The following is a 20960-nucleotide window of genomic DNA, read 5'->3' as shown; positions in this document are numbered from 1 at the left end:
CGTCCTCTACGCGCTCCTGCGCACCCGCCAGCCTTACCAGGCCGACTACCGACACACCACGGCTACCGCTGCTTGACATAAACATTAGGCAGCACTCTGCCGACCAGGCCCGCGCCATCGCCGACGCCCACCGCGTACTGCGCACCTCCCTCCGCGCCCAGCAGGTGCACGTGACCGGCCGGGGCTACACCGAAGGCGTCACGGTGTGGAACGGCGCGGTGCGGCACCGGCCCGCCATCGTGCTGACCTGCACGACCACCGCGGATGTGGTGCTCGGCGTGCGCACCGCGCGTGACCGCGGGCTCCCGCTCACGGTCCGCGGCCGCGGCCACGACTGGGCGGGCCGCGCGCTGAGCGACGGGGGCCTCACGCTGGATCTGCGGCCGCTGCACGAGGTCCGGGTGGACCCCGGCGCCCGGACCGCCGAAGTCGGCGGCGGCGCGTCGGCCAACGACGTGCTGGCGGCGGCCGGCGAGCACGGCCTGGTGGCCGCGACGGGCACGATCGGCACGGTGGGGATGGCGGGGCTCACCCTCGGCGGCGGTTACGGCCCGCTCGCCGGGCGGACCGGCCTCGCCGCGGACAACCTGCTGGCCGCCGAGGTGGTCCTGGCCGACGGGTCGGTCGTGCGCACGGACGCCCGGCACGATCCCGACCTGCTGTGGGCCCTGCGCGGCGGAGGCGGCAACTTCGGGGCCGTGACGTCGATGACCGTCCGGCTGCACGCCATCCCGTCCGTCGTGACCGGCTTGGTGCTCTACCCCTGGCACCAGGCCCGGCAGGTGCTGGAACGGGTTCGCGAGGCGCAGCACACCGCACCCGCCGACCTGACGATCCAGGTCGGGGCGATCGCCGCGCCGGACGGCTCCCCCGCCCTGCTGGTGCTGCCGACCTGGGCCGGGGACACGGCGACCGGCGAGGACCCGTCGGGGCCGGTGCAGGCGTTGACGCGGCTCGGCGCTCCCCTGCTCGCCCAGCTGGAGGCCGCGCCGTACGCGGCCGCGATCGCCGGGCGGGACGCGATGTTCCCCGATGGCAGGTACGTGACCATCCGGACCCGTTCGATGCCCGGTCTCGTCAACGACGTGATCGACGTCGTCGAGCGCTTCGGCGGACGGCTGCCGACGCCGCTGTCCGGGATGACCTTGCACCACTTCCACGGCGCCGCGGCCGAGGTCGCCACGGCCGACACCGCGTTCGCGCTGCGCCGGCCACACCTCATGGCCGAGATTCTCGGCATCCGCGAAGCGGGCGAACCCGGCGAGCCCGTCGACAGCTGGGCCGACGCGGCGTCCGGGGCTTTGGCCGGGTCCGCCTTCCCGGGCGGGTACGCCAACCTCCTCGGCCCGGAGGCGGCCGACCAGCTCGCCGGAGTCCACGGGGACAACCTGCCCCGCCTGCAGCGGATCAAGGCGGCCGTGGATCCCGACGGCGTCTTCTCGGCGACGCCGTTGCCGATGGCCGCCCCGGAGCCGACGTCAGGCGGCGCTCCAGCCTCCGTCGAGGACCAGCTCGGTGCCGGTCACGGCCGAGGCCTCGGGTGAGCAGAGGTACGCCACCGCGGCGGCGACCTCACCCGGTTCGATGAGGCGCTTCACCGCCGACCTCGCCAGCAGCACCTCCGACACCACCTCGTCCGTGCTCAGGCCGTGCACCGCGGCCTGGTCGGCCAGCTGGTTCTCGACGAGCGGGGTGCGCACGTAACCCGGGCACACGCAGTTGCTCGTGACGCCCTTGGCCGCGCCTTCCAGCGCGATGACCTTGGACAGCCCGAGCAGGCCGTGCTTGGCGCTGACGTAAGCGGACTTGTAAGCGCTCGCCCGCAGGCCGTGGATGCTCGAGATGTGGACGATCCGGCCCCAGCCGCGCTCGTACATCCCCGGCAGGACGGCCCGGGTCAGCAGGAACGGAGCCTCCAGCATCAGCCGCAGCATGAACGCGAACCGCTCGGGCTCGAACCGCTCCAGGGGTGCGACGTGCTGGATCCCGGCGTTGTTCACGAGGATGTCGGCGTCGAACTCCGCCTCGGCGAGGTCGGCGGTCCGGCTGAGGTCGATCACCCTCGCCTCGCCCCCGATCCGTTCGGCTGTCCGGGCCGCGCCTTCGGCGTCGATGTCGCAGACGACGACGTGGGCGCCGAGCGCCGCCAGCCGGGCCGCCACGGCCGCGCCGATCCCGCTCGCCGCGCCCGTGACCACGGCACGGCGTGCCGAAAGCCCGGTCATGACTTCGGTGACGCGAAGGGGTTCGCGTCGGCGTGGTGGTGGCCCCACTCGTCCGAACGTCCGAAGTCGTGCGGGAGCCAGTCGTCGCCGACCTCGATGCCGCCGCAGCCGATCTCCAGGTGGAAACCGCTGGGGTTGCGGACGTAGAAGGAGATGGCCTTGTCGTTCATGTGCCTGCCGAGGCTGATCGAGATCGGCACGTCGTTGGCCCTCGCCCGGTCGTAGGCCCGCCCGACGTCGTCGAGCGAGCCGTGCTCCAGTTCGAGGTGGTGGATCGACGCGGTCTCGGCGGACGCGAGCGCGATGCTGTGGTGCGTTCGGTTGCAGCGGAAGAAGAACAGGCCGGGGGCGCGGTAGTCGGTCAGCTTGAACTCGAGCACCGACTCGTAGAGTTCGCGCAGCTCCCCGAGCTTCGGGCTAGCCAGCACGAAGTGACCGAGGCCGGTGACACCGGGTCCGCCCGCCGGGCGCTCGGCCCCGAGGCGCACCTTGGCTTCCCCGACGGCCAGCTCCACGCGGTAGCCCACCGGGTCGGTGAACCACCGCAAGTGCGTGGCACCACGCAGTTCCCGTTCCTCCGCCGAGCCGTCCGCGACGGTGAACCCGGTGTCGGCGAGTTTGCGGGTGAGCCGGTCGAGCTCCGGAGGCGAGTCGACGATCCAGCCCAGCTCCCTCGGACGGTCCTGTGTGGACGGATGGAGCGCGAGGCGGTACTTGAACTCGTCGAGTTCGGCGAGGACGACCTCGTCCGTGCCGGACTTGGCGTGGGTGACCCCGACGCCCAGCGTGCGCCCGAGCAGGTCGGTCCACGCGTCGACGTCGGTGACCTCGAGACCGACGTAGCCCAGTTTCCTGATTCCCACGCCTCATCCCTCCGCCGCGGCGGCCGCGCCGCCCCGCAGGAACTCGCGGACGATGTGGTTGAACTCGGGTGCCCGCTCGTACTGGACCCAGTGCCGGCAGTTCGGCAGCACCCGCAGCTCCGCGTTCGGGATCCCGGTGAGGATCCTCGGCGCCCAGGTCAGCGGCACGGTCTGGTCCTCCCGCCCCCACACGAGCAACGTGGGTGCCGTGATCAGGCCGAGGTCGGGTGTCAGGTCACCGAAGTTCGGCGGTACCGGCAGCTCGGGGTGGGCCCGCAGGCTCGACTCGTACCGCTCGTCGATGAGCGCGTCGGTCGCGAGCGACTCGTCGAAGACCATGTGCCGGACGAACTCGGCCATGGCTTCCCGCGACGGCTTTTCCGCGGCCATGTAGGCGAAAAGCCGTTCCAGCCCGGCGGGCCACGGCGGCGCGTCCGGCGGGAGGACCCCGCCCGGCGCCATGAGGACGAGCCGGTCCACCCGGTCCGGGTACCGCATCGCGATCCGCATCGCCACGGCCCCGCCGTAGGAGTTGCCGACCAGGTGGGCCCGCTCGATCCCGAGCGCCGTCATCGCCCGGCACACCCGGTCGGCGGCGTGGAAGATCAACGGCTCGCCCGTCTCCGGCCGCGGGGACTCCCCCCAGCCGGGCAGGTCGACCACGATGTTGCGGTAGTCGGAGAAGGCGGGCAGGTTCCCGCCGAAGTTGCTCATCCCGGTGGCGCCCGGACCCGAGCCGTGCAGCCACACGACCGGGCTGCCCGAACCGGCCTCGGTGTAGGCCAGGCGCGCGTCACCGACATCCAGAGTGCTCGTCATGTGCCGCCTCATTCGTTGTATGTAGCGCTCACTATACAACGGGCGGCGGCGTTATCAAGGGCGATCGGAGCCCGGTCAGCGCTTGCGCTTGGCCGCCCGCTGGTCCGCCAGACCGCGGACGAGGGCGACGAACGGCGCGACCTGCGAACGGTAGCTCTTGCCGTCGAAGCTGTTGGTCACCGAAAGGCCGTCCGTCAGGGCGCGGCCGAGCACGGCCAGCTCCTGGACGAGGGCCTCGTTGTTCTTGCCGCCGTGGGGCGCGAAGACCGGGGTCAGCGCGGCCACCCATGAAGCGTGGGCGTAGTCGCGGATCCGGCGCACGGTCGCCTGCACCGCCTCCGCGTCCTTCTGCGGGCCGACGCTGATGGCGACCAGCAGCTGGAGGTAGTCCGGCCGCCGGTCGAGCGATTCGCAGGCGGCGGAAAACCACGCCTCGAGGCGGTCGAGCGGCGCCAGTTCGTCGTACGACGACGGGTTCGGGAACAGCGCGTGCAGCTCGTCGAAGGTGCGTTCCAGCAGCGCCGCCAGGACGCCGAGCTTGCTGCCGAAGTGGTAGTAGATCGAACTCGGCGGGAGCCCGGACTGCGCGCTGAGGTCCGAAATGGCCATGCCGTCGTAGCCCTTTTCCCCGACGAGGGCGCGAGCCGCGTTCAAGATGAGCTCTCGGCTGCTCGCCCCGGAGCTGGAATCCCTCGCCATGCGGCCATGATAGGTCCGCGACGGCCCCGCTCCCCCACCGGGCGCGCCGGGCCGGCGATCTCCGCGCCGGCCCGGCGGCCGCCCTCAGGCGACGGTCGCGTCGACCGCCACCGGGATGTTGCCCCGCGTCGCGTTCGAGTACGGGCAGATCGCGTGGGCGCCTTCGACGAGCCGGTCCGCGGTGGCCTGGTCCACACCGGACAGTTCGACGTGCAGCGCAGCGCCGAGGGAGAACCCGCCTTCCGGCGTCGGGTACACCTCGACCTCCGCGACGACCGCGGAGTCGGTGACCGCGACCTTGCGCTGGGCCGCGACGGCCTTGAGCGCCGAGTGGAAGCACGACGCCCAGCCCGCGGCGAACAGCTGCTCGGGGTTGGTCGCGCCACCGGGTCCGCCCATCTCCTTGGGGATCGCCAGCGAGAGGTCCAGCAGGCCGTCGTCGGTCCGCGCCTGCCCTCCCGCGCGGCCGTCGCCGGTCGAGGTGGCGATGCCGACGTACAGGGGCTTGGCCATGAGAGGAATCCCTTCTCCGTCGCGGCCGAACCGCGATACCGAACGTTCTATCGCTCTCCACTGTGCGCCGCACCGGGGTCGCTGTCAAGACTGATCGTTCTATCTCGCTGAGGTCGCGCTATAGTGAGCGCTACACACAGCGTGCGAAAGTGAGGCAGGCAGTTGGGCAAGCGCAGCAGGGTGGCCCGTGGTGTCGCGGTCACCGCACTGGCGGTGGCCGGCACGATGTCGGTGACCGCTCCCCCGGCCACCGCCGCGGACACGCCCGCGACCGGCGTTCCCGCGCCGCACAAGGCTTTCGGCAGGCTCGGCACGCTGACCGACCTCGTCGTCGAGCGCCTGCGCGTGAGCGACGACGTGGCGGCAGCCAAGTTCGGCACCGGCTCCCCGATCGACGACCCCACCCGCGAACAGCAGGTGCTCGACCAGGTGCGGCAGCAGGCCGGGGCACTCGGCCTGGACCCGGAGCAGGCGGCGGCGTTCTTCGAGGACCAGATCACCGCGAACAAGCAGGTGCAGCGCGGCCTGTTCGCCCGCTGGACCGCCCACCCGGGCGAAGCGCCCACCACCCGCCCGGACCTCGGCGAGATCCGCACCCGGCTCGACCGGCTGACCACGGACCTGCTCGGGCAGCTGAAGTCCACTGTGGACGTACGCGCCAAGCGAACGGCGTGCACCGTCCAGCTCGCCGTGGCCACCGGATCCGCGGTCGTCCTGGGCCGGCTGGACGCCCTGCACCGCGAGGCGCTCGACACCGCCGTGCAGTCCGTGTGCGCCTAGAGCGGTTTCGCTCCAGACAGGTGGCGCTGCCGGCGCTGAACCGGACGAAGCGCGGCGGAAGACCGCGTGTGCGAGCCCGCGGGCGCTGCCAAGGGGGCCGACGTGGGCAACCAGGGCCAGGCCACCATCCGACGAGCGCTGCGCGCTGTTCAGGGAGGAGCCGGGCGCCGCACCCGTGAAATCAGCTGCCCAGTCGGGACACCTGACGCTCGGCTGCGGCGATGAACCCGGGTTCGAGTTCCACGCCCCAGCCGGGTCCCGAAGGAGCCGGCACCCGTCCGCCGACGACCTCCGGCAGCGGACCGTAGATTCCGCGGGTCCACGGGGTGTCTTCGATGCTCCACTCCTGGTAGTGGTGGCACGCGGGCATCGCGGCGGCGAGGTGCAGGGTGAACACCTGCAGCAGCGAGCTGTTCGCGCAGTGGGGGGTGCACGGGATACCGGCGGCCTCGGCGAGCACCGCCACCTTCCGGGCGCGGGACACGCCGCCGAGGTAGCCGATGTCCGGCTGCACGATGTCGACCACGTGCCCGGTGATCATGCGCTGGAACTGGGAGAGCGAAAAGTCCTGTTCACCCCCGGACACGGGGATGTCGAGCGCCGCCGTCACCCGCGCGGTCTGTTCCAGTTCCGGGAAGGGGCACGGTTCCTCGAAGTGGAAGTAGCCGTACTCCTCGAGCATCCTCCCCACCCGGACCGCCCGGGCGGCCGTGAACCCGCCGTTGGCGTCCGCGGAAATGTGGATCTCCTCGCCGAGTTCCTGCCGCAGGTGCCTGATGATGTGTTCGGTACGCCCCGGCGCGGCGTCGACGTCCCGTCCCATCGCTTCGCCGACCCGGATCTTCACGGCCCCGAAGCCGGATTCCCGGATGTGCCCCAGCAGCCGCTCGGCCTCCTGCTCCGGACTGATGTCACGGCGCATGCTCGACGCGTACACCGGCACCGAATCCCGGGCGTGACCGCCGAGCAGCTTGCTCACCGGTTGACCCGTACTGCGGCCGAGGATGTCCCACAGCGCCGTGTCCACACCGGACAGTGCCCGGTGCAGGAAACTCCCGGGGAACTTGTAGTGCCTGCGGAGGCAGTCGTCGACGAGGACCTCGAGGTCCCAGGGATCACGGCCCAGGAAGCACGGGGCGACCATCGTGTGCAGCACCCGCGCGGTGAGCGCGGCTTCGTAGGGGGCGGTCTGGCCGATTCCCTCGGCACCGTCGTCGGTGCGGACGCGCACGACCGCGATCGGTCCCCTGACGAACGTTTCGATGCTCTCGATCTTCACAGGTGGGCTCGCAGGACGTCGGTCAGGCGCGTTCGCTCGACGCAGCGGCCGAAGGCGAAGCAATCGGCGAGAGCCCGGGCTTCCTCGGGGCCGACACCGAGGAAACACCGGGCGAAGTCGTCGACCATGGGTTCGGCCAGCAGGATGTGCCTCACCAGCACCTGCACCCATTCCCGTTGCCCGAACGGGCGCGGGTCGAACCGCGGGAACTCCTCCGCCACCGTCCGCTCCAGCGGGTCGAAGATGTGCCGGATCCCGGCGTCGGTCCCGCCCCACAGGTCCACGCCGAGCCGTGCCTTCTTCTCGAGTACCGGGGCGATGCGCTCGAGGTAGGGCGAGGTCCTCTCCACGTGCACCACGCCCTGCAGCCCGATGTCCTTGTAGGTCCACAGGCTCCAGCCCGCGTCGTGCTCGTCGTAGATCTCCAGCTGGTCGGCCAGCACCCGGTAGCGCGACTCGTCCCGTTCCGCGTGTCCACTGTAGACAGGACCGAACTCGCCGACCCAGATCGGCGTCCCGGTGCCGCGCATGTACTCCGACCGCTGGAGGAAGCGCTTTTCGAGGTACCGCTGGTCGACGTACTCCCCGCGTGACACCCCGGGATAGGGCCCGGCGTCCGCGAACCCCGCGAGCGCGTAGTCGTGCACGGTGTAGACGGTGTTGGGCCAGGGGTCCCGGAACATGCCGAATTCGGTGGCGTTGCGGTTCCCGTCCAGGAAGATCACGTGGTCCGGGTCGACCGCCCGGATCGCCTGGTGCAGCCGGGCGTAGAACGGCTCGATCACGTGCCCCTCGGGGTCCGCGGGCTCGTTGAGCGGGTTGTAGCCGGCGACCCACGGGTTCCCGCGATACCGGCCGGCCAGCGCCTGCCACAGGTGCACCACCCGGTCCTGGAAATGCCGGTGCTGCCAGAACGTCGACCTGTGGGTCGGGTTGTCGCTGTGCCAGCGCTGGTTGTGGTGGCCGGGTGCGGCGTGCAGGTCCAGCACCGTGTAGAGACCGTGCCGGGCGCACACGTCGACGGCGCGATCCAGCAGCCGGAAGCCCTCCTCCTTCAGCTCCATCGGCCGGTCGTCGTCTTCGAACAGCCGGTAGTGGAACGGAACGCGGACGCAGTTGAGGCCCAGGCCGGCCAGGAAGGCCGCGTCGTCGTCGGTGAAGAACACCTCCTGGAAGCGGTCGAAGAAGGCGTCGTGGACCTCCTGCCCCAACACCGCTCGCATCGCCTGGCGATGCAGTTCCTCGGTCGAGGGGAACCCGGTGATGAAGTTCTCCAGGTTCAGCCACCCACCGAGCCCGACCCCGCGCAGGCGCACGGGCGTGCCGCTCGCGGTCACCAGCCGGCTTCCTTCCACCCGCAGCGGCGGTGTGGCGTCGTTCGTCAAGTCTTCACCCCTCGGGGCCGGATCGGAGCACGGAGAAGCACCGCCGGCGGCACCGGGCCGCCCGGGCGCAGGGCACCCGCCGACCATTCTGGTCAGCGCTCTGACCTGGTGTCAATCGTTATCGATAACGTTTGAAAAGGGAGTATGGTCAGCGAGGTGACGAACAGTCGGGTGACCATCCGCGACGTCGCCGCGCGAGCGGGCGTGTCGGTGGCGACGGTGTCGAAGGTGCTCAACAACCGGTACGGCGTGGCCGCGGCGACGGTGGCGCGCGTGCGGGAGGTCATCGCCGAGCTCGGCTTCGAGTCGAGCCTGGTGGCGCGCAGCCTGCGCAACCACCGGACGAACGTCATCGGCGTCCTCGTGTGGGCCATCGAACCCTTCAGCGCCGAGTTGCTCAAGGGCGCGGAGCGCGCGATGCGGGACAACGACTACGAACTCGTCGTCTACTCCGCCGGTGGCGTGGGCCCGCGGGACCTCGGCTGGGAGAACCGCTACCTGTCGCGGCTGTCGGGCACGCTGATCGACGGGGCCGTGCTGGTGACGCCCACCGTGTCGGCGCCGCGTTCCGACGTTCCGGTCGTCGCCGTCGATCCCCACACGGCCGGCGAAGACGGACCCACGGTCGGCGCCGACAACTTCCGGGGCGCCCGGATGGCGACCGAGCACCTGCTGTCGCTGGGGCACCGGCGCATCGGCTTCCTCGGCCGGCCGCCCCGGGACCTGAAGTCGTCGCAAGAGCGGGAGGACGGCTACCGCAGCGCGCTCGCCGCGGCGGGCGTCGCGTTCGACCCCGGCCTGGTGCGGGCCGCCGGTTACCAGGAGGACGTGTCCCGGCAGGCCGTGCACGAGCTGCTGTCCCAGCCGGACCGGCCCACGGCCATCTTCGCCGCGAACGACCTGTCGGCACTGGTCGCGATGGACGAAGCCACGACACTGGGGATCCGGGTGCCGGACGACCTTTCCGTGATCGGGTTCGACCACGTGCCGGAGAGCATGATGGCCGATCCCCCGCTCACCACGATCGAACAGCCCATCCAGCTCCTGGGCAGGCGGGCCGTCGAGATGCTCGTCGAGATCCTCGCGGGCAACGAGCCCGCCGAAACCCATGTCCGGCTGCCGACCCGGCTGGTCGAGCGCGCCTCTTGCGCCGCGCCGCCGAAGGTCGTCCGGCCGGTGACCGGTTCGAGCGCTTCCGGGAGCGTGCAGGTATGACCTTCCCGCCGGCGGCCCGCCCTCCGCCTCGCCCCCACCGTCCACAGTAGAACATGCTCTGACCAGCTCATCGGAACCGCCTCGCGGTTTCGCCGGTACGCCTTTTTCTCTTTACTGGCAACAATGTTCCCGCAACCCCGCCCTTGACGGCGCGGCGCGACCGGAACTAGCCTTCGTGAAATAGTTCTTCCGAACTACGGAATCTCGGTGTTTTCCCGTGCGTGACGCAAGGAGGCGAACGCAGGTGCCGGATCGTGCCGATGCACATGTGCTGATCACCCTCGCCGACGGGACCGACCCGGTCGCCCCCGTGCCCTGGGCCGTGTCGATGCTGCGGGAGGCGCTGGCAGAAAAGGGAATTCCCGTGTGGACGGACGAGTCCGGCCCGAGCGCCGCCGTCGTACGCGCCGAGGTGCTCGAAGGACTCGGTCCCGCGGAGGCTTTCCTCATCGAGCCAGGACCGTCGGCCGGTGAAGTGCTGGTCCGCGCCGGTGGTGCACGGGGTCTGGCGCACGGGCTGACCGAGCTCGCCGACCGGGTGCGGCACTCAGCGGACCCCGTCACGACGATCCGGACGGCGGAATCGGCTCTCCGCGCTCCCGCCGTCGCCGTCCGCGGTGTGCTGCGCGCCTTTTCCAGCGACGTGCTCGACCGCCCGTGGCTGTGCGACCGGGATTTCTGGAAGCGCTATCTCGACGAGCTCGCCCTGCACCGGATCAACCGCCTGCACCTGGCCCTGGGCATGCAGTACAACTACTCGCACGACGACGACGTCCGCGACAACTACCTGTGCTTCGCCTACCCGTTCCTGCTCCCGGTACCCGGTTGGGAAGGCGTCGGGGTGGCCGGGTTGTCGCAGCGGGAACGAGCGGAGAACCTCGCGGCACTGCGGTTCGCCAGTGCCGAGGCCCAGCGCCGTGGCGTGCATTTCCAGCTGGGACTGTGGAACCACGCGGTTCGACCGGAGCTTGTGGACAGTCCGAACCTCCGCTACCCGGTTAACGGCCTGGCGGACGAGGAGGTCGCCGAGTACTCGGCGGCCGGGCTGCGGGAACTGCTGCGGGAATGCCCCTCGATCGACGGCCTCACCTTCCGGGTGCACTACGAGGGTGGCGTGCCGGAGGCCGGTCGTGCCGCCTTCTGGCGAACGGTGCTGAGCGGTCTGCGGGACGCCGGAAGGCCACTCGACGTGGACCTCCACGCGAAGGGCGTGGACCAGGACCTGCTGGACGCGGCACAGGCGACCGGCGCCCACGTGGTGGTTTCGGCGAAGTACTGGGCAGAACACCAGGGCCTGCCCTACCACCAGGCGGCGGTCCGGCCGCTGGAGGCGGCGCGCCCGGCCGACGGCGACGGGCTGCGTGGCATCACCCAGAACACGCGGCGGTTCACCCGCTACGGCTATGGCGACTTCCTCCGCCTCGACCGGAACCACGACCTGCTCTTCCGCGTGTGGCCGGGCAGCCAGCGGTTCCTGCTCTGGGCCGACCCGGAGCTGTTCGCGGGGTACGGGCGGATGAGCGGAATCGCCGGAGCGCTGGGCGTCGAGCTGTGCGAGCCGTTGACCTTCCGGGGCCGCAAGGACACCGGACGCGGGGCGACACGGGATCTCTACGCCGATCCCACGCTGCGGCTGGGCACCGCGGACTGGCGGAAGTACAGCTACGAATACCGCCTGTGGGGACGGCTGATGTTCGACCCCGACAGCGAACCCGAGTCGTGGCTGCGCGAGCTGCGCACGCTGGCCGGCGACGCCGCCGAGGACCTCGCCGCGGCGCTGAGCGCGGCCGGCAAGGTGCTGCCACTGGTGACCGTCACGCAGACGCTCAGCGCCTCCAACAACTTCTTCTGGCCCGAGGTGTTCACGGACCTGCCGATCGCCCGCGCCGCCACCTCGGAAACGTACGGGTTCGACCTGGCACCGCCGGGCACGTGGGGCACGGTCAGCCCGCTCGACCCGGAACTGTTCGAATCCGCGGACGACTACGCCCACGGCCTGGTCACGCGGACGCCGTCCGGGAAGTACACCCCGGACCAGGTGGCGACCTGGCTCGACGGTTTCGCGACGGACGCGGAGGCGGCGCTCGCGCGGGCACGGCGGCTCGCCACCGACGCCTCGGCACCCGGTTTCCGCCGGATCGCACTCGACGTGACGATCGAGCTGTTGCTGGCCCGGTTCTTCGCCGGCAAGATCCGGGCCGGCGTCGGGTACTCGCTGTTCCGGGAGACCAAGGATCCACGCCACCTGCGCGAGGGACTCGAGCACTACCGGTCCGGCCGCAACGCGCTCGCGGAGATCGTGACCGTCGCCGAGGGCGTCTACGCGGCGAACCTCGCGTTCGGGGACCGCCCGACCGAGCAGGGGCACTGGCGCGACCGGCTCGGCCAGATCGACCGCGACCTCGACGAGCTGCGGCGGGAGCTCGACGAGGCGGTGCCCCCGGAACACCCGGTGGAGGTCCGGCCGGCCGGGCCAGGTCCGCGGCCCGCGGTCACCTGTGTGCCGCCCGCGGGGTTCGTCCGCGGTGAGCCACTGGTGGTGCGGGCGGAAGCGGCTCCCGGGATCGAACTGACGTTGCGGGTGCGCCACCTCAACCAGGCCGAGGCGTACCAGGACATCGCGATGACCGCCGACCGGGAAGGCGGCTTCACGGCGGAGATCCCGCCCGACCACACGACGGGCGCCTATCCGATCGCCTTCTTCCTCGTCGCGCGCAGCACGGCCGGCCCGGACGCCTGGATCGTCCCCGGCCTCGACAAAACCTTGGCCAACCAGCCCTATCACGTGGTGCTCGAACAGCGCGGGTGAACGCGGATCGGCACCGACACGAAAGGAGCGCCATGCCCGGCATCCCCAGCACAGCGAAGTTCCGGCCGCTCGCCGTCGCCGCCGCCCTGCTCGCGGGCACCACCGCGATCACCGCGTGCGGCGGGTTCGACGCCTCGAGCGGTTCGGCGGGATCCAGCGGGATCGGCGGCACCATCCGGGTCAGCTCCGAGACCGGACAGCCGTACCTGAAGGACGCGGCCGACCGGTTCCAGAAGCTGCACCCGGGCGTGACCGTCCAGTTCGTGCAGTCCCCGTCCAACACCTACCAGACGACCGTGCGGGCCCAGCTCGCCGCGGGGCACGGCCCGGACGTCATGTTCGTCTGGGGCGGGACCGGCAACTCGATGGCGACCAAAACCCTGGCGCAGGCCGGTCTCCTGGAAGACCTCACGGGTCAGCCCTGGGCGTCCACGATGGGCGACACGGCCACGAGCCTGGTGTCCTACCAGCAAAAGGTGTACGCGTTCACGTCGTACCAGAACCCCACCGGGGTCGAGTACAACAAGGACCTGCTCGGCAAGCTCGGCGTGTCGGTGCCGACCACGTTCACCGAACTCCTCGGTTTCTGCCGCACCGTGGCCGGGAAGGGGATCACCCCGATCGCGATCGGCAACCAGACCGGTTACCTCAACACCGAGATCCCGATCGAACTGGCCAACACACTCGTGTACTCGCAGGACCCGCAGTTCGCGCAGCACGTCACGAGCGGCGCGACGACCTGGACGGGGTCCGCGCTGTGGCGCGACGCGCTGACCAAGGCGCACCAGGAGTACCTGCAGATGCGGGACGCCCACTGCTTCGAGGACAACTCGACCGGTTACTCCGACACCCAGGCCACGCAACTGGTGTCCTCGGGCAAGGCGCTCGGCGTCGACATCATCTCGCCCGCCGTCGACGACCTGAAGCAGGGCAACCCGAACCAGCACTACGACATGTTCGAACTCCCCGCCACCGACAGCCCCGCGGACACCTACCTCACCACGAACACGGGCGCCGCCTACGCCGTCGCCAAGTCGAGCCCGAACAAGGCGACCGCGCTGGCGTTCCTCGCCTACATGGCCCAGCAGGACCAGATCGACGAGGCGTCGAAGGCGAACTTCGGGGTGCCCTACACGCCCGCCCCGGGCGTGACCGTGCTGCCGGAGCTGCAGGGCGTCGCGAACCTCTACCAGGCGAAGAAGACCGCGTTGTGGCCGACGAACTTCTGGCCGAGCTACGAGACCAAGCAGGCGATGATCGCCGCCGACCAGGACCTGATCCTGGGCAGGAAGACCGTCCAGCAGGTGGTGGACGCCGTCCAGAACTCGCTGCACGGAGCCTAGGCCATGACAGTGACCAGTGAGCGGGTCGCCGAGCCGCGAGTGCGGAAAGGCCCGGCGCGCCGCCGGAAAACCTCGGCCACCAAGGTGCCGTTCTGGTTCGCGGTTCCCTGCCTCGTGGTGTTCTTCGCCGTGGTGGCCTACCCGACCGTCCAGGGAGTCCTGTACGCCTTCACCGACTGGAGCGGTCTCGGTAGCGCGATCCACTTCAACGGCCTGGCGAACTTCGTCGCGTTGTTCTCCTCCAGCGACACCGTCGGCGCGCTGTGGCACACCGTCCTCATGGCGGTGGTCATCACGGTGGTGCAGAACGCGATCGGGCTCGCACTGGCACTCGGGGTCAACTCGCGGGTCAAGAGCCGGAACGTGTTGCGGACGCTGCTGTTCGCGCCCGTGGTGATGACGCCGATCATCGTCGGATACCTGTGGCAGTTCATCTTCGTCCCCGGCGGGCCCGTGGCGAAGCTGAGCGGCCTGGCCGGTGTGCACGCGGGTGAGAACGTGCTCGGTGACCCGTCCCTCGCGATGTGGGGCATCGTCGCGATCGTCGTCTGGCAGTACGCGGGCTACTCAATGGTCATCTACCTCGCCGGTCTGCAGAACATCCCGGCGGACGTGCTGGAGGCCGCGCTGGTGGACGGCGCCGGCCCGGTCAAACGGTTCGCCTGGGTCACCTGGCCACAGCTGCGCACACCCACCCTGATCAACATCACGCTCTCGCTGATCACCTCGCTGAAGCTGTTCGACCAGGTCATCGCCACGACGCAGGGTGGACCGGGGAACGCCACGCAGACACTGTCCACGCTGCTGTACAACGAGGCGTTCCTCTACAACAAGTACGGCTACGGCATCGCGCTCGGCCTGATCGTGTTCATCCTCATCGCGGTGATCTCGTTCGGGCAGATGCGCGTCTTCCGGGAACGGAGCTGAACGGCGATGACCAGGTACACGTGGCGCACCGGCCTTCTCGAGGTCGTGATGCTGGCCGTCACGGCGGTGTTCGTCTTCCCGCTGTGGCTGCTCGTCTCGGTGGGCTTCCGCTCGTCCGCCGAGGTGGCGCAGAACCCGCTCGCCGCGCCCACGCGGTTCGACCTGAGCAACTTCAAGCTCGCCTGGGAGCAGGGGCAGCTCGGCTCCGCGTTCCTCAACAGCATCTACATCGTCGTGGTCACCGTGGCGGCGCTGGTCGTCGTCGGCGCCTGCGCGGGTTACTACTTCGCTCGCGCGGGCACGGGAGGACGGCGCTGGTACGGGATCGTCGCCGCCGGGATGATGGTGCCCTTCCAGATCGGCGTGCTCCCGCTGTACCGCACGTTCTCGGCGCTGGGCATCTCCGCGAACCCGGTGTCGGTGATCATCTTCAACATCGGCATCCAGCTGCCGCTGACGATCATCCTCTACACCGGTTTCATCCGCCAGGTCCCCCTGGAGTACGAGGAAGCCGCCCGCGTCGACGGCGCTGGCACCGTCCAGGTCTTCCGGCGGGTGATCCTGCCCCTCCTGCTGCCCGTCACCGGCACCGTGATCGTGCTCGACGGACTGGCCGTGTGGAACGAGTTCTTCACCCCGCTGCTGTACCTCGGCGGCACGCCGAACGTCACCGTGCCCGTGCAGATCTACGGCTTCGTCGGCGAGTACAGCAGCAACTGGGGCGAGATCTTCGCGGGCCTGCTGATGGCCAGTCTCCCGGTCCTGGTGCTGTTCTTCGTCTTCCAGCGGTACATGATCCGCAGCTTCGGCAGCGGCCTCAAGGGGTAGCGGCGATCCGGCAGCAGTCAGCAGTCGCGTTGGTAACCGCCGGACACGACGACCGACACGACCGAGACCCACGAGACCGCAGCCATCCGCACACTCCGTTCGCGGTGAGAATCGAGACGCCGCCAGCACGGAGGTCGCGCCGCCGAGCCGGGGTGTAACAGATCCCCTGCACCCCGCGGTCTTGACACGACAGCCCGGCGCGCTTCAGAATCTCCTCAGATCGTATATGACATCGTTGATGATGTGGCCCGAGGAGGGGCAGTGAGCGAAGACCCGGTGACCCGCCTCTTCGGCAGGCGACCCGGCAAGGTGATCGCCGTCCACCTCAGCTACGCGTCGCGGGCGGCGCAGCGTGGGCGGACTCCGGCGCACCCCTCGTACTTCCTCAAGACCAGTTCCTCGGTGACGGGACCGGGAACGGTGGAACGCCCCGAGGGCACGGAACTCCTCGGCTTCGAAGGGGAGATCGCGCTCGTGCTCGGCAAGGCCGCGCGCCGCGTCTCCCCCGGCGACGCGTGGGCGTGCGTCGGCTGGGTGACCGCGGCGAACGACCTCGGGCTGCACGACCTGCGCAAAGCCGACCGCGGCTCGAACGTGCGCTCCAAGGGCGGCGACGGCTACACCCCGCTCGGCCCGGACCTGATCCCCGCCGACCGGCTCGACCCCGCCCGCATCGGCGTGCGCACGTGGCTCGACGGCGCGCTGGTGCAGGACGACAGCAGTGCCGGGATGCTGTTCCCCTTCGCCCTCATGCTGGCCGACCTCTCGCGCGTGATGACGCTCGAACCCGGCGACGTCGTGCTCACCGGCACCCCGGCGGGCGCGTCCGTCGCCGAGCCGGGACAGCGGATCGAGGTGGAGGTGTTCTCCCTCGACGCCCCGGGCGTCACCTCGGGCAGACTGACGACGGAAGTCGTTGCGGCACCGGCACTTCCGAGCTGGGGCAGTCCGTCCGAAGTGGACGACGCCCAGCGCGCGGACGCCTGGGGAACCCCGCCCGCGCCCGTCCTCACCGACGACCTGCGCACGCGCCTGGGCCGGGTCGCCGTCGCGACGCTGTCCGTGCAGCTGCGCAAGCGCGGCTACGACGACTCCTCGATCGACGGCGTGCGCCCGCTCGTCCCCGGCACCCGGCTCGTCGGGACGGCTCGCACGCTGCGGTATGTCCCGTACCGCAAGGACCTCTTCGCGGCGCACGGCGGCGGGTACAACGCCCAGAAACGGGCGATCGACTCCCTCGGCCCCGGTGACGTGCTCGTGATGGAGGCCCGCGGCGACGCGACGGCCGGCACCATCGGGGACATCCTCGCGCTGCGCGCCCAGGTGCGTGGCGCGGCGGGCGTCATCACCGACGGCGCCGTCCGCGACGCGCGCCCGCTCACCGAACTCGGCCTGCCCGTGTACTGCGCCGGGCACCACCCCGCCGTGCTGGGCAGGCGGCACGTGCCGTGGGAGACGGACACGACGATCAGCTGCGGCGGGGCGACCGTCCAGCCCGGCGACGTGATCGTGGCCGACGACGACGGCGCCCTCGTCATCCCGCCCGGCCTCGTCGAGGAGGTGCTGACCGCCGCCGAGGCGCAGGAGGAGGAAGAGGCGTTCATCGCCGAAATGGTGGGCCGCGGCGAGTCCGTCGCGGGCCTGTACCCGCTCGACGCGGCCTGGCGGCGGCGTTTCGAGACCTGGCGCGCGGACCAGCGAACGGAAGGACCACGATGAAATACCGCTCTGACCCGTCCCGCATCCGCGGGTCGATCGCCCCGCTGTTCACGCCCTTCACCGAAGACGGCGCCGTGGACCACGATTCGCTGCGGGCGATGGTCCGCTGGCAGCTGGCGAACGGCTCGCACGGCATCTCGATCGGCGGCTCCACCGGCGAACCGTCGTCGCAGACGCTCACCGAGCGCGCCGAGGCGATCCGCACCGTCGCCGACGAGGTGGGCGACCGGGTGCCGTTCGCGCCCGGCACGGGTTCGGCCAAGCTCGACGAAACCCTGGAGCTGACCCAGATCGCGGCCGACGCCGGTGCCGACGTCGTCCTCGTCATCACGCCCTACTACGCGCGCCCCACGCAGGAAGCGCTCTACAGCTGGTATTCCACGATCGCCAGGGAGTTCCCGGACCTGCCGATCGTGGCGTACAACGTGCCCGTGCGCACCGCGGTCGAGATCGCGCCGGAGACGTTCGCGCGGCTCTACCGCGACCACGAGAACATCGTCGGGATCAAGGAGACCACCAAGGACTTCGAGCACTTCTCCCGGGTGATGCACCTGTGCGGCCGGGACCTGCTCATGTGGTCGGGCATCGAACTGCTGTGCCTGCCGCTGATCGCGCTGGGCGGCGCCGGGTTCGTCTCCGCGCTGGCCAACATCGCCCCGGCCGCGGTGGCGCAGACCTACGAGGCGGCCGTCGCCGGGGACTGGGACCGCGCCCGCGAGCTGCACTACGGCGTGCACCCCCTGGTGGACCTGCTGTTCGCCGAAACCAACCCGGCGCCCTCGAAATGGCTGATGGCGCAACGCGGGCTGATCCGTTCCGGGCACGTGCGGCCGCCGCTGATCCCGCTGACCGCACAGGGCCAGGACAAGGTCCGCGCGCTGGCCGCCGAAGCCGAGCAGTACCTGACCCCCGTTCCGGCAAGGAGCCTCCCGTGATGCAGCTCCCCCAGTCCATCCGGCACCACATCGACGGCAAATCCGTCGACTCCGTGCACGGCGGCACGTTCGACGTGCTGGAGCCGACGAAGAACACCGTGTACACCACCGCCGCCGCGGGCGACGCGGCGGACATCGACGCCGCGGTCGCCGCCGCCCGCCGCGCGTTCCGGGACGGCCCGTGGCCACGCCTGCGCAACCGCGAGCGCGCCCGCGTCCTCAACCGGATCGCCGACGCGGTCGAGGCCCAGGACGAGACGCTGGCGGCGATGGAGTCGTTCGACACCGGGCTGCCGATCACGCAGGCGAAGGGCCAGGCGCGCCGGGCCGCGGAGAACTTCCGGTTCTTCGCCGACCTGGTCGTCGCGCAGACCGACGAGGCCTACCGGGTGCCGGGCGCCCAGCTCAACTACGTCAACCGCAAACCGGTCGGCGTGGCCGGGCTGATCACGCCGTGGAACACGCCGTTCATGCTGGAATCGTGGAAGCTCGCCCCTGCGCTCGCCGCGGGCTGCACGGTCGTGCTCAAACCCGCGGAGTTCACGCCGCTGTCGGCGTCGCTGTGGGCGGGGATCTTCGCCGAAGCCGGTTTGCCGGACGGGGTGTTCAACCTCGTCAACGGCATCGGCGAGGTCGCGGGTGACGCGCTGGTGAAGCACCCGGACGTCGACCTCATCTCGTTCACCGGCGAGACCACGACCGGCAGCACGATCTTCCGCAACGCCTCCGACCGGCTCAAGGGCCTGTCGATGGAGCTGGGCGGCAAGTCGCCCGCGGTGGTCTTCGCCGACGCCGACCTCGACGCGGCGCTGGACTCCACCCTGTTCGGCGTGTTCTCCCTCAACGGCGAGCGCTGCACGGCTTCCTCGCGCGTCCTCGTCGAGCGGCCGGTCTACGACGAGTTCGTCGCGCGCTACGCCCGCCGCGCCGCCGCGGTGAAGGTCGGCGATCCGGCCGATCCCGCCACCGAGGTGGGCGCGCTGGTGCACCCGGAGCACTATGAACGCGTGCTGGGCTACGTCGAGATCGGCAAGACGGAGGCGAAGCTCGTCGCCGGTGGCGAGCGGCCCGCGCACCTGCCCGAGGGCAACTACCTGGCGCCGACGGTGTTCGCCGACGTGCCCCGCACGGCGCGGATCTTCCAGGAGGAGATCTTCGGCCCGGTCGTGGCGATCACCCCGTTCGACACCGAGGACGAGGCGGTCGAGCTGGCCAACGACGTGCGGTACGGGCTGGCCGCGTACGTGTGGACCAACGACCTGCGGCGCGCGCACGACGTGTCGGGGCGGATCGAAGCGGGCATGGTCTGGATCAACTCGCACAACGTGCGCGACCTGCGGTCCCCGTTCGGCGGGGTCAAGGCCTCGGGGGTCGGGCACGAGGGCGGCTACCGGTCGCTCGACTTCTACACCCAGGAACAGGCGATCCACGTGACGCTGGGCGATGTGCACACGCCGCGGTTCGGAAAGGACGGAGACCAGTGAACGCACCGGACATCGTGCGCTGCGCCTACCTGGAGCTGGTGGTCGGCGATCTCGCCGCGTCACGGGAGTTCTACGTGGACGTGCTCGGCCTCGTGGTGACGGAGGAGGACGAGCACGAGATCCACCTGCGCGGGCTGGAGGAGTTCATCCACCACAACCTCGTGCTGCGGCAGGGTCCCGTGCCGGCCGCGGCGGCGTTCGGGTTCCGCGTGCGGCACCCGCGGGAGCTGGACCGCGCCGAGGAGCACTACCGGGCGCTGGGCTGCGAAGTCCGCCGTGAGGCCCCGGGATTCCGGCGCGGGATCGGCGAAGTGTTGCGGGTGCTGGACCCGCTGGGTTTCCCGTACGAGTTCTTCTACGACGTGCAGCACGTGCCGCGGCTGACGTGGAACTACGAGCGGTACGGGGCGGGCGCGATCGTCCGGCTCGACCACTTCAACCAGGTGTACCCGGACGTGGCGCGTGGCGCGGAGTACCTGGAGGACCTGGGTTTCCGCCGCACCGAGGACATCCGCGACGACGAAGGCGTCACGTACGCGGCGTGGTTCGCGCGCAAGGACACCGTGCACGACACGGCGCTGACCGGCGGGGCGGGACCGCGGATGCACCACATCGCGTTCGCCACCCACGAGAAGCACAACATCCTCTACATCTGCGACAAGCTGGGCGCGCTGCGGCGCTCGGACGCGATCGAGCGGGGGCCGGGGCGGCACGGGGTGTCGAACGCGTTCTACCTGTACCTGCGGGATCCCGACGGGCACCGGGTGGAGATCTACACGCAGGACTACTACACCGGCGACCCGGACAACCCGCTCGTGACCTGGGACGTGCACGACAACCAGCGGCGGGACTGGTGGGGCAACCCGGTCGTGCCCAGCTGGTACACCGAGGCGTCGACGGTGCTGGACCTGGACGGGAACCCGGTCCCGGTGCGCGAGCGGGAGGAGGCGCGCGAGATGGACGTGACGATCGGCGCGGACGGCTTCTCCTACACCCGGAAGGGCGAGGGGTTCAAGGTCGGGGAGCAGCTGTAGCGCGACGCTAGTGCCGCATCAAGCAACGTTGGGTAGGTAATCCGGTCGGCGGATCTTGGAGTTGACGGCGAAGTGACGCTTTGGGTGGCAGTGGCGGTTGCGC

18 protein-coding genes are annotated in these 20960 nt (G+C 70.5%); 11 read left to right on the top strand and 7 right to left on the bottom strand.

The features are described 5' to 3' along the window. The first annotated feature begins 170 nt into the window (after positions 1-170). On the top strand, positions 171-1544 hold the full coding sequence (locus BMZ92_RS36030) for an FAD-binding oxidoreductase (protein ID WP_245783452.1): 1374 nt from the start codon (positions 171-173) through the stop codon (positions 1542-1544). Here the strand turns inward: BMZ92_RS36030 and BMZ92_RS36025 are convergent. The 5 genes from BMZ92_RS36025 to BMZ92_RS36005 all read right to left on the bottom strand — a co-directional run bounded on the left by BMZ92_RS36025 (position 1479) and on the right by BMZ92_RS36005 (position 5119). Further along, on the bottom strand, positions 1479-2225 hold the full coding sequence (locus BMZ92_RS36025; RefSeq protein ID WP_091517164.1) for a 3-hydroxybutyrate dehydrogenase: 747 nt from the start codon (positions 2223-2225) through the stop codon (positions 1479-1481). The genes BMZ92_RS36030 and BMZ92_RS36025 overlap by 66 nt on opposite strands. Further along, positions 2222-3088: a VOC family protein gene (locus BMZ92_RS36020; protein WP_091517163.1), complete on the bottom strand. Its 867-nt coding sequence runs from the start codon at positions 3086-3088 to the stop codon at positions 2222-2224. Before BMZ92_RS36020 ends, BMZ92_RS36025 begins: the two co-directional genes overlap by 4 nt. A 3-nt stretch (positions 3089-3091) precedes the next feature. Beyond that, the gene (locus BMZ92_RS36015; RefSeq protein WP_091517161.1) at positions 3092-3907 is read right to left on the bottom strand and encodes an alpha/beta fold hydrolase; all 816 of its coding nucleotides are present in this window, start codon (positions 3905-3907) and stop codon (positions 3092-3094) included. Between the two features lie 75 nt (positions 3908-3982). Further along, on the bottom strand, positions 3983-4606 hold the full coding sequence (locus tag BMZ92_RS36010; RefSeq protein WP_091517160.1) for a TetR/AcrR family transcriptional regulator: 624 nt from the start codon (positions 4604-4606) through the stop codon (positions 3983-3985). A gap of 84 nt (positions 4607-4690) precedes the next feature. After that, a complete protein-coding gene (locus BMZ92_RS36005; protein ID WP_091517159.1) occupies positions 4691-5119 on the bottom strand; it encodes an organic hydroperoxide resistance protein in 429 nt (142 codons plus the stop codon). A gap of 162 nt (positions 5120-5281) precedes the next feature. On the opposite strand from BMZ92_RS36005, the gene BMZ92_RS36000 reads away from it, so the two are divergent. Beyond that, entirely contained in the window at positions 5282-5899 is a 618-nt protein-coding gene (locus BMZ92_RS36000) for a chorismate mutase (protein ID WP_091517157.1), read from the top strand. A 181-nt stretch (positions 5900-6080) separates the two neighbouring features. Here the strand turns inward: BMZ92_RS36000 and BMZ92_RS35995 are convergent, their stop codons facing one another. Both BMZ92_RS35995 and BMZ92_RS35990 read right to left on the bottom strand, forming a co-directional pair. Further along, positions 6081-7178 (bottom strand): mandelate racemase/muconate lactonizing enzyme family protein, encoded by a 1098-nt coding sequence (locus BMZ92_RS35995; protein WP_218153617.1) that lies wholly within the window; start codon positions 7176-7178, stop codon positions 6081-6083. Further along, positions 7175-8563, bottom strand: a complete 1389-nt coding sequence (locus BMZ92_RS35990) for a glycoside hydrolase family 5 protein (RefSeq protein ID WP_218153616.1) — start codon at positions 8561-8563, stop codon at positions 7175-7177. Before BMZ92_RS35990 ends, BMZ92_RS35995 begins: the two co-directional genes overlap by 4 nt. 156 nt (positions 8564-8719) lie before the next feature. On the opposite strand from BMZ92_RS35990, the gene BMZ92_RS35985 reads away from it, so the two are divergent. The 9 genes from BMZ92_RS35985 to hpaD all read left to right on the top strand — a co-directional run bounded on the left by BMZ92_RS35985 (position 8720) and on the right by hpaD (position 20857). After that, a complete protein-coding gene (locus tag BMZ92_RS35985; protein WP_245783451.1) occupies positions 8720-9778 on the top strand; it encodes a LacI family DNA-binding transcriptional regulator in 1059 nt (352 codons plus the stop codon). A 244-nt stretch (positions 9779-10022) separates the two neighbouring features. Continuing rightward, positions 10023-12587: a hypothetical protein gene (locus tag BMZ92_RS35980; RefSeq protein WP_143250028.1), complete on the top strand. Its 2565-nt coding sequence runs from the start codon at positions 10023-10025 to the stop codon at positions 12585-12587. Positions 12588-12619: 32 nt separating this feature from the next. After that, a complete protein-coding gene (locus BMZ92_RS35975) occupies positions 12620-13930 on the top strand; it encodes an ABC transporter substrate-binding protein (RefSeq protein WP_091517154.1) in 1311 nt (436 codons plus the stop codon). 3 nt (positions 13931-13933) lie between these two features. Then, complete coding sequence (locus BMZ92_RS35970) at positions 13934-14857, top strand: carbohydrate ABC transporter permease (RefSeq protein WP_091517152.1); 924 nt, start codon at positions 13934-13936, stop codon at positions 14855-14857. Positions 14858-14863: 6 nt separating this feature from the next. Continuing rightward, on the top strand, positions 14864-15685 hold the full coding sequence (locus BMZ92_RS35965; protein WP_091517151.1) for a carbohydrate ABC transporter permease: 822 nt from the start codon (positions 14864-14866) through the stop codon (positions 15683-15685). A gap of 261 nt (positions 15686-15946) precedes the next feature. Next, the gene (locus BMZ92_RS35960) at positions 15947-17404 is read left to right on the top strand and encodes a fumarylacetoacetate hydrolase family protein (protein WP_177229028.1); all 1458 of its coding nucleotides are present in this window, start codon (positions 15947-15949) and stop codon (positions 17402-17404) included. After that, entirely contained in the window at positions 17401-18339 is a 939-nt protein-coding gene (gene dapA / locus BMZ92_RS35955) for a 4-hydroxy-tetrahydrodipicolinate synthase (protein WP_091517149.1), read from the top strand. Before BMZ92_RS35960 ends, dapA begins: the two co-directional genes overlap by 4 nt. Then, positions 18339-19823 (top strand): 5-carboxymethyl-2-hydroxymuconate semialdehyde dehydrogenase, encoded by a 1485-nt coding sequence (gene hpaE, locus BMZ92_RS35950; RefSeq protein ID WP_091517166.1) that lies wholly within the window; start codon positions 18339-18341, stop codon positions 19821-19823. Before dapA ends, hpaE begins: the two co-directional genes overlap by 1 nt. Further along, entirely contained in the window at positions 19820-20857 is a 1038-nt protein-coding gene (hpaD, locus tag BMZ92_RS35945) for a 3,4-dihydroxyphenylacetate 2,3-dioxygenase (protein ID WP_091517147.1), read from the top strand. The genes hpaE and hpaD overlap by 4 nt, the downstream gene beginning before the upstream one ends. The last annotated feature ends 103 nt before the right edge of the window (positions 20858-20960 follow it).

This window comes from Amycolatopsis sacchari (assembly GCF_900114035.1).
In the GTDB taxonomy this organism is placed as follows: domain Bacteria; phylum Actinomycetota; class Actinomycetes; order Mycobacteriales; family Pseudonocardiaceae; genus Amycolatopsis_E; species Amycolatopsis_E sacchari.
This window is presented reverse-complemented; position numbering and strand designations above follow the sequence as displayed.

Bases quoted from the DNA above. Each gene is read 5' to 3' on its own strand.
- BMZ92_RS36025 (WP_091517164.1), bottom strand. From the start codon at position 2,225: ATGACCGGGCTTTCGGCACGCCGTGCCGTGGTCACGGGCGCGGCGAGC.
- BMZ92_RS36015 (WP_091517161.1), bottom strand. From the start codon at position 3,907: ATGACGAGCACTCTGGATGTCGGTGACGCGCGCCTGGCCTACACCGAG.
- hpaE (WP_091517166.1), top strand. From the start codon at position 18,339: ATGCAGCTCCCCCAGTCCATCCGGCACCACATCGACGGCAAATCCGTC.
- BMZ92_RS35975 (WP_091517154.1), top strand. From the start codon at position 12,620: ATGCCCGGCATCCCCAGCACAGCGAAGTTCCGGCCGCTCGCCGTCGCC.
- BMZ92_RS35965 (WP_091517151.1), top strand. From the start codon at position 14,864: ATGACCAGGTACACGTGGCGCACCGGCCTTCTCGAGGTCGTGATGCTG.
- dapA (WP_091517149.1), top strand. From the start codon at position 17,401: ATGAAATACCGCTCTGACCCGTCCCGCATCCGCGGGTCGATCGCCCCG.
- BMZ92_RS35970 (WP_091517152.1), top strand. From the start codon at position 13,934: ATGACAGTGACCAGTGAGCGGGTCGCCGAGCCGCGAGTGCGGAAAGGC.
- BMZ92_RS36010 (WP_091517160.1), bottom strand. From the start codon at position 4,606: ATGGCGAGGGATTCCAGCTCCGGGGCGAGCAGCCGAGAGCTCATCTTG.
- BMZ92_RS36005 (WP_091517159.1), bottom strand. From the start codon at position 5,119: ATGGCCAAGCCCCTGTACGTCGGCATCGCCACCTCGACCGGCGACGGC.